The sequence below is a fragment of the Bradyrhizobium campsiandrae genome (assembly GCF_014529705.1).
Lineage (GTDB): Bacteria > Pseudomonadota > Alphaproteobacteria > Rhizobiales > Xanthobacteraceae > Bradyrhizobium > Bradyrhizobium campsiandrae.
Genome location: NZ_JAANIH010000016.1, coordinates 143,482 through 150,177 on the forward strand (window position 1 = coordinate 143,482; position 6,696 = coordinate 150,177).

The window sequence follows — 6,696 nt, forward strand, 5'->3', positions numbered from 1 at the left end:
GATCATAACACCCGAATGGAACGGCTATTCCGGCGCGGGAAACAGCGTTAACGCCGCGTATTAGGACTGTACCACAGGGGAGGGCTGGTGTACCTCCAGACCTTAACGAGAGCGACAGGACGTTGGCAAATGGCGCAGGGTTCAGGACTGATGCAAGGGCTGATGCAAGGCAAGCGCGGGGTCATCCTCGGCGTTGCCAACAACCGCTCGATCGCCTGGGGCATCGCCAAGGCATGCCAGGCGGCCGGCGCCGAGCTCGCCTTCACCTACCAGGGCGATGCGTTGAAGAAGCGCGTCGAGCCGCTGGCTGCCGAAGTCGGTGCGCTCGTGCTCGGCCATTGCGACGTCACCGACGCCGCGACGATCGATGCGGCCTTCGACGCCCTCAAGGAAAAGTGGGGCAAGATCGATTTCGTCGTGCACGCGATCGCCTATGGCGAGCAGCTCGACGGCCGCTATGTCGACACGACGGCGGAAAACTTCTCCAAATCGATGCTGATCTCCTGCTATTCGCTCACCGCGCTCGCGCAGCGCGCCGAGAAGCTGATGACCGATGGCGGCTCGATCCTCACGCTCAGCTATTACGGCGCCGAGAAGTGGATGCCGCGTTACAACGTGATGGGCGTGGCGAAGGCCGCACTCGAAGCCAGTGTACGCTATCTCGCCGCCGACCTCGGCGAGAAGGCGATCCGCGTCAATGCGATTTCTGCAGGCCCGATCAAGACGCTTGCCTTCGCCGGCATCTCGGATTCCCGCCTGCTGCTGAAATACAACGAGATCAACGCACCGCTGCGGCGCAACGTCACGATCGAGGAGGTCGGCGACAGCGCGGTCTATTTCCTCTCGGACATGTCGCGCGGCGTCACCGGCGAAATCCATCACGTCGATTCCGGTTACAACGTGCTGGGGATGGGGCGGCCCGAGACATCCGGTGCTGCGCCGAAGGACTGATCGCCATCAGCAATGCCCGCGCCCACGATCTATTATCTTCGCCACGGCGAGACCGAGTGGAATGCGCTCGGCAGGCTTCAGGGCACCAGGGACATTCCGCTGAACGCGCGCGGCCGCGGCCAGGCCGTGCAGGCAGGTCTCATTCTGGCCGATCTCCTCAAGCGCGAGGGCCGCGACAAGGCTGATCTGCCCTATGTGTCGAGCCCGCTCGGCCGTGCCCGCCAGACCATGGAACTCGCGCGCGGCCAGCTCGGATTGCCTGTGATGGACTATGCGCTGGACGATCGCCTGCGCGAGATTGGCTACGGCGTCTGGGAAGGGCTGACGCTGGCGGAGAGCGAGGCGAGAGATCCCGAGATCTACGCCAGGCGCCTCGCCGACAAATGGACGGTGGGGCCTGCGGGCGCCGAGACCTATGCCGATGTGCAGGTTCGCGTCCGTGCCTGGTATGACGAACTCCGGACCGACACGGTTGCGGTCGCCCATGGCGGGACCTGCCGGGCCCTGATGGTGTCGCTCGGTCTGGAGACGCCGGCCAGCGCCGCCGAGCTCTATATCGAGCAGGGCGCCGTCTACGTATTTCGCGACAGCCGGCTGGACAAGTATAGTTAAGCTCCCGCGGCCGGCCTGTTCACCGGGTTTGACCCCCGGCCACCCGCGCGTTACCACACGCCGGAACCAAGCCAGCGAGCAGCAATGTCCTTCAACACCTTCGGCCATATGTTCCGTGTCACCACCTTTGGCGAGAGCCATGGCGTGGCGATCGGCTGCGTGGTCGATGGCTGCCCGCCAATGATCCCGCTTACCGAGGCGGACATCCAGCGGGACCTCGATCGCCGCCGGCCCGGCCAGTCGCGCTTCACCACGCAGCGCCAGGAGCCGGACCAGGTGAAGATCCTGTCGGGCGTGATGGCGCACCCCGAGACCGGCGTGCAGGTGACGACGGGCACGCCGATCGGGCTCTTGATCGAGAACACCGACCAGCGCTCGAAGGACTATTCGGAGATCAAGGACAAGTTTCGCCCTGGACATGCCGACTTCACCTATGAGGCGAAGTACGGCCTGCGCGACTATCGCGGCGGGGGCCGCTCCTCGGCGCGCGAGACCGCGATGCGGGTTGCCGCCGGTGCGATTGCGCGAAAGGTACTGCCCGACGTGAAGGTGCGAGGCGCGCTGGTGCAGATGGGCCCGCACAAGATCGACCGCGAGAAATGGGACTGGGATGAGATCGCCAAGAACCCGTTCTTCTGTCCTGACAAGGACAAGGCGGCCTTCTTCGAGACCTATCTCGACGGCATCCGCAAGAGCGGCTCCTCGATCGGGGCCGTGCTCGAGATCGTCGCCGAAGGCGTGCCTGCGGGGTTGGGCGCGCCGATCTACGCCAAGCTCGATTCCGATCTGGCCGGTGCGATGATGACCATCAACGCCGTGAAGGGCGTCGAGATCGGCGCCGGCTTTGGCGCGGCCGAACTCACCGGCGAAGAGAACGCCGACGAGATGCGCACCGGCAATGACGGCACCCGCTTCCTGTCCAACCATGCGGGTGGCATTCTGGGCGGCATCTCCACCGGGCAGCCCATCGTGGTGCGCTTTGCGGTGAAGCCGACCTCGTCGATCCTACAGCCGCGCCTCACCGTCGATCGCAAGGGCGCCGAGACCGAGATCTTCACCAAGGGCCGCCACGACCCCTGCGTGGGCATTCGCGCCGTTCCCGTCGGCGAGGCCATGATGGCTTGCGTGCTGGCCGACCACTTTTTGCGGGATCGCGGGCAGGTGGGGCGTTAGCGCAGGCTGCGGTGTCCATATTGCGGTACTAACCCACCGCGCAGCTTGACGTTGCGACAGCTTCGTCCGCAAATGCGGCCATGGACAGATCCGGGCTCCAGCCTATCTTGAATTGGCTGATCGACGGGGCGAGGACCCCGGGAACTTCGGCCGACATGATCGCCGCGGTCTGCGAGCGGCTGGTCGATGCCGGTTTGCCGCTGTCGCGCTTCGGCATTTTCATCCGCACGCTGCATCCCGAGATTTTCGGCCGCAACTTCATCTGGCGGCAGGGCCAGAAGGTCGAAATGGGCACCGTCGATTTCGAGATTCTGGAGACGCCAGAGTTCGCCAGGAGCCCGCTTCGCATCGTGTTCCAGGAAGGGATCGAGGTGCGGGGCCGCATGGACGACCCTGACAGCAGGCGGTTTCCATTCCTCGACGACATGCGTGCCGAAGGCGTGACCGACTATATCGCGGTGCCGATGCCGTTTCTCGATGGTTCGGTCCATGCAACGAGCTGGGTCACACGCCAACCCGGCGGCTTCAGCGACGACGACATCGCTTCCATCAGGATGATCATGGCGCCGCTCGCCCGCGTCAGCGAGATCATCAGCCTGCGCCGAACCGCCGAGATGCTGCTCGACACCTATGTCGGCAACCGCGCCGGTGCGCGCATCCTCGGCGGCCAGATCCGCCGCGGCCACAATGACACCATGCAGGCCGCGATCTGGCTGTCGGATCTGCGCGGCTTCACCGCTCTCTCGGATCGTTTGCCGGCGGAGACCGTGGTCGAGATCCTCAATCATTATTTCGACTGTCAGGTCACGGCGATCCGCGGCCATGGCGGCGAGGTTCTGAAGTTCATGGGCGACGGACTGCTCGCGGTGTTCCCGATCGACGAATATATCGGCGATGCCGCGCATGTCTGCTCGCGCGTGCTGGAAGCAGCGCGCGAATCCCGCGCGAGCGTCGAAGCGCTGGCCTTTCCGGTCGGCGACGTCTTCGAGCGCTTCCGCTTCGGCGTCGCGCTGCACGTCGGCAACATCCTCTACGGCAATATCGGCGGCGGCAACCGGCTCGACTTCACCTGCATCGGCCCCGCCGTCAATCTTGCAGCGCGGCTGGAGAAGATCGCGGGACGCCTGGGGCGGACCATCGTGGTGTCGGAGGGCTTTGCCAAAGCCTGCCAGCACGACTGGCGCAATCTCGGCGAGTTTCCGATCGCGGGGTTTTCCAAGGCGCAGCGTGTCTACGGGCTCGCCGAAGAGACGCCGGTGGTGATGGCGTGAGCGCGGCGGCCGATGATCTTGCTACGATCATCTGCCACCGCAACACCGCGCCTCAATATGCGACCTTCATCGCCAGCGTCGCGATCACGATCATGATGGCGCCGCCGACGCGGGTTGCGATCTGGGCGAAGGCCATCAGGCCCATGCGATCTGCTGCGCCGAGGATGGCGACGTCGCCGGTGCCGCCGAGGCCGGAATGACAGGCGGTGACGATCGCCGCTTCGACGGGATACATGTTCAGCCATTTCCCGACGAAGAAACCGGAGGCGACCATCGCCAGCACCGTCGTGGTGCAGACCGCGATATAGCCAGGATTGAACGATGCCACGAGCTGCTGCCATGAGACGAGCAACGTTCCCATCGCGACGAGGATGGCGAAGGTGAGGTTGGCAGACATGAACTTGTTGATCTGGTAGGCGCCGAGCTCCATCTCGGCCGGCAGCAGCTTTGTCAGCTTGAGCGCGACCGCGGCGATGATCATCAGGATCGGGCCGGGAATGCCGGTAGTGGGCGCGAGCGCCATGCCGAGCACGAACAGCACGCAGGACAGCACGATGCCGGCGCCCAGCAGGCCGAGATCGATCGGGTGATCCGATCGCGCGGGACCGAGAATGGCATCGTCGCCTGTCTTCACCAGCATGCCCTGGCCGTTGAGGTCGCGCCGCTTTTCGCCGAGACGAGCAAGAAGCCCGGCCGCGACGATGGCGACGACGTTGCCGAGTAGCGCGGCCGGCACCATCTGCGCGACCAGCTCTCCTTGCGGCCGATGCAGCATTTCAGAATAGGCAATGGACAGCGGCAGCACGCCCTCGGCGAGGCCACCGCCGACGATCGGGATGATCACGAAGAAGAACGTCTCCTTCGGGCCGTGACCGAACAGCAGCCCGACCGTGATGCCGATGGCGATGGCGCTGAGCGTGCCGACCAGCAGCGGCACGAACATTCTGATGAACCCCTGCACCAGGACGCGGTGCGGCATGCCGAGGATCGAGCCCGCGACGAGACAGGCGATGAAGAAATACTGGAAATTGGCGGTCCGGAACGTCGTGGCGATCGCCTTCAGCGCTGCCTCCGGCATCAGGCCGTAGGCAACGAGCGCGGCCGGAACGAACAGGCACATGATCGCGGTGCCGCCGATTCGCTTCAGGAGCGTGATGGTCTGGCCGAGCTTGCCGAGCAGGAAGCCGAGCAGCATCAGCACCGAGAGGCCGCCGATGACGTCGTTCGGCAGCTTGCCGGAATAGACCGCGGCCGCGCAGACGAGTGCTGCGGGAACATAGACGGTGATGGGCAGCGGGCCGATTTTCAGCGCGGCAAGCGTGGACGGGGGCGCCGTCTCCGCCAGCTTCATGGTGGTGTCGGTCAAGAAAGCCTCCCTTTGTCGTTTCGCGTTTTTGCTTGGGTGTGCGTGCTCAGAACCAGGGATTCTCCGCCCGGTGGCGCGCCTCGAAGGCGCGGATGTCATCGGCAAAGACGAGCGTCGAGCTGATGGCATCGCGCCCGGTGAGGAATGCCTCTTTCCGGGCCGGCTCGATCGCGAAGGCGATGGTGCCGCCGCCTTCGATGCGGATGGTCTGCGCTTCGAGCTCGATGGTGAGGCGGTTGCTTGCCGGGTCCGCGACGACGTCGGCGAGCGTGCCGACGGTGGCGGCATCGAGGCTGATCGTCAGCAGGCCGTTATTGGCGCAATTGTCGCCAAAGATCCCCGCGAATGTCGTGCCGATCAGGGCACGGATGCCGAGCTGCTGCAGGCCCCAGACGGCATGTTCGCGGCTCGACCCGCAGCCGAAATTCGGCCCGACGACGAGAAAGCAGGCGTCGCGATAGCCATCTCTGTTCAGCACGAAGTCGGGATTGGGCTTGCCCTTGACAAAGCGGAGCAGGTTGAAGGCGCCTTCGCCGAGGCCGCTGCGGTCGACGCCCTTCAGGAACATCTTCGGCATGATCACGTCGGTATCGATATTCGGCGTCATCATTGGCGCAGCGGCGCCGGTGACACGATGGAATGGCGTCACGGCAGGTCTCCTCCGATCAGGTCGCGCACATCAGTGATGCGGCCGGTGACCGCGGCGGCCGCGACCATCGCCGGGCTCATCAGATGCGTACGAGCGCCGGGCCCCTGGCGGCCCTCGAAATTGCGATTGGTCGAGGAGGCCGAGCGCTGACCGGGCGCAAGAATGTCATCGTTCATCGCAAGGCACATCGAGCAGCCCGACTGCCGCCACTCCACGCCCGCGTCGATCAGGATCTGCGCGATGCCCTCCGCCTCGGCCTGTGCGCGGACCTGCGTCGATCCGGGAACGACAATGGCGCGAACGCCCGATGCGACGTGGCGGCCTTGGAAGATTCGGGCGGCATCGCGAAGATCTTCGATGCGCGAATTGGTGCACGAGCCGATGAAGGCGAAATCGATCGGCACCGACTGGATCGGCATTCCCGGCGTGAGGCCCATATAGGCGAGGGCACGCGTAGCGGCGGCTTTGCGGTCGGTGGCCGCATTACCGTCGGGATCGGGGACGCAATCAGTCACGGCAATCGCCTGGTCCGGGCTCGTTCCCCAGCTCACCACAGGGGCCACGTCGCCGGCATCGATCGTCATCTCCCGGTCGAAGCGGGCATCGGAATCGGAGCCGAGTTGCAGCCAGGCCTCGGCGGCGCGATCCCACATCTCGCCCTTCGGCGCGCGCGG

7 protein-coding genes are annotated in these 6,696 nt (G+C 65.1%); 4 read left to right on the forward strand and 3 right to left on the reverse strand.

From position 1 onward, the window contains the following. Positions 1-129 precede the first annotated feature (129 nt). The 4 genes from fabI to G8O24_RS14740 all read left to right on the forward strand — a co-directional run bounded on the left by fabI (position 130) and on the right by G8O24_RS14740 (position 4,007). Positions 130-951, forward strand: coding sequence for an enoyl-ACP reductase FabI (gene fabI, locus G8O24_RS14725; RefSeq protein WP_188100369.1), 822 nt, complete (start codon positions 130-132; stop codon positions 949-951). Positions 952-963: 12 nt separating this feature from the next. Then, positions 964-1,563, forward strand: a complete 600-nt coding sequence (locus G8O24_RS14730) for a histidine phosphatase family protein (protein ID WP_188100370.1) — start codon at positions 964-966, stop codon at positions 1,561-1,563. A gap of 84 nt (positions 1,564-1,647) precedes the next feature. After that, positions 1,648-2,736 carry a chorismate synthase gene (gene aroC / locus G8O24_RS14735; RefSeq protein WP_188100373.1) on the forward strand — a complete coding sequence of 363 codons (1,089 nt, stop codon included), beginning with the start codon at positions 1,648-1,650 and terminating at the stop codon, positions 2,734-2,736. An 80-nt stretch (positions 2,737-2,816) separates the two neighbouring features. Then, positions 2,817-4,007, forward strand: coding sequence for an adenylate/guanylate cyclase domain-containing protein (locus G8O24_RS14740; RefSeq protein ID WP_188100375.1), 1,191 nt, complete (start codon positions 2,817-2,819; stop codon positions 4,005-4,007). Between the two features lie 52 nt (positions 4,008-4,059). Here G8O24_RS14740 and G8O24_RS14745 read toward each other — a convergent pair whose 3' ends face one another. The 3 genes from G8O24_RS14745 to G8O24_RS14755 all read right to left on the reverse strand — a co-directional run. Beyond that, positions 4,060-5,373 carry a 2-hydroxycarboxylate transporter family protein gene (locus G8O24_RS14745; protein ID WP_188100377.1) on the reverse strand — a complete coding sequence of 438 codons (1,314 nt, stop codon included), beginning with the start codon at positions 5,371-5,373 and terminating at the stop codon, positions 4,060-4,062. A gap of 46 nt (positions 5,374-5,419) precedes the next feature. Continuing rightward, positions 5,420-6,022, reverse strand: a complete 603-nt coding sequence (leuD, locus tag G8O24_RS14750; RefSeq protein ID WP_188100378.1) for a 3-isopropylmalate dehydratase small subunit — start codon at positions 6,020-6,022, stop codon at positions 5,420-5,422. Continuing rightward, positions 6,019-6,696: aconitase family protein (locus G8O24_RS14755; RefSeq protein ID WP_244645852.1), on the reverse strand; the 678-nt coding region annotated here is incomplete at its 5' end. The genes G8O24_RS14755 and leuD, both read right to left, overlap by 4 nt.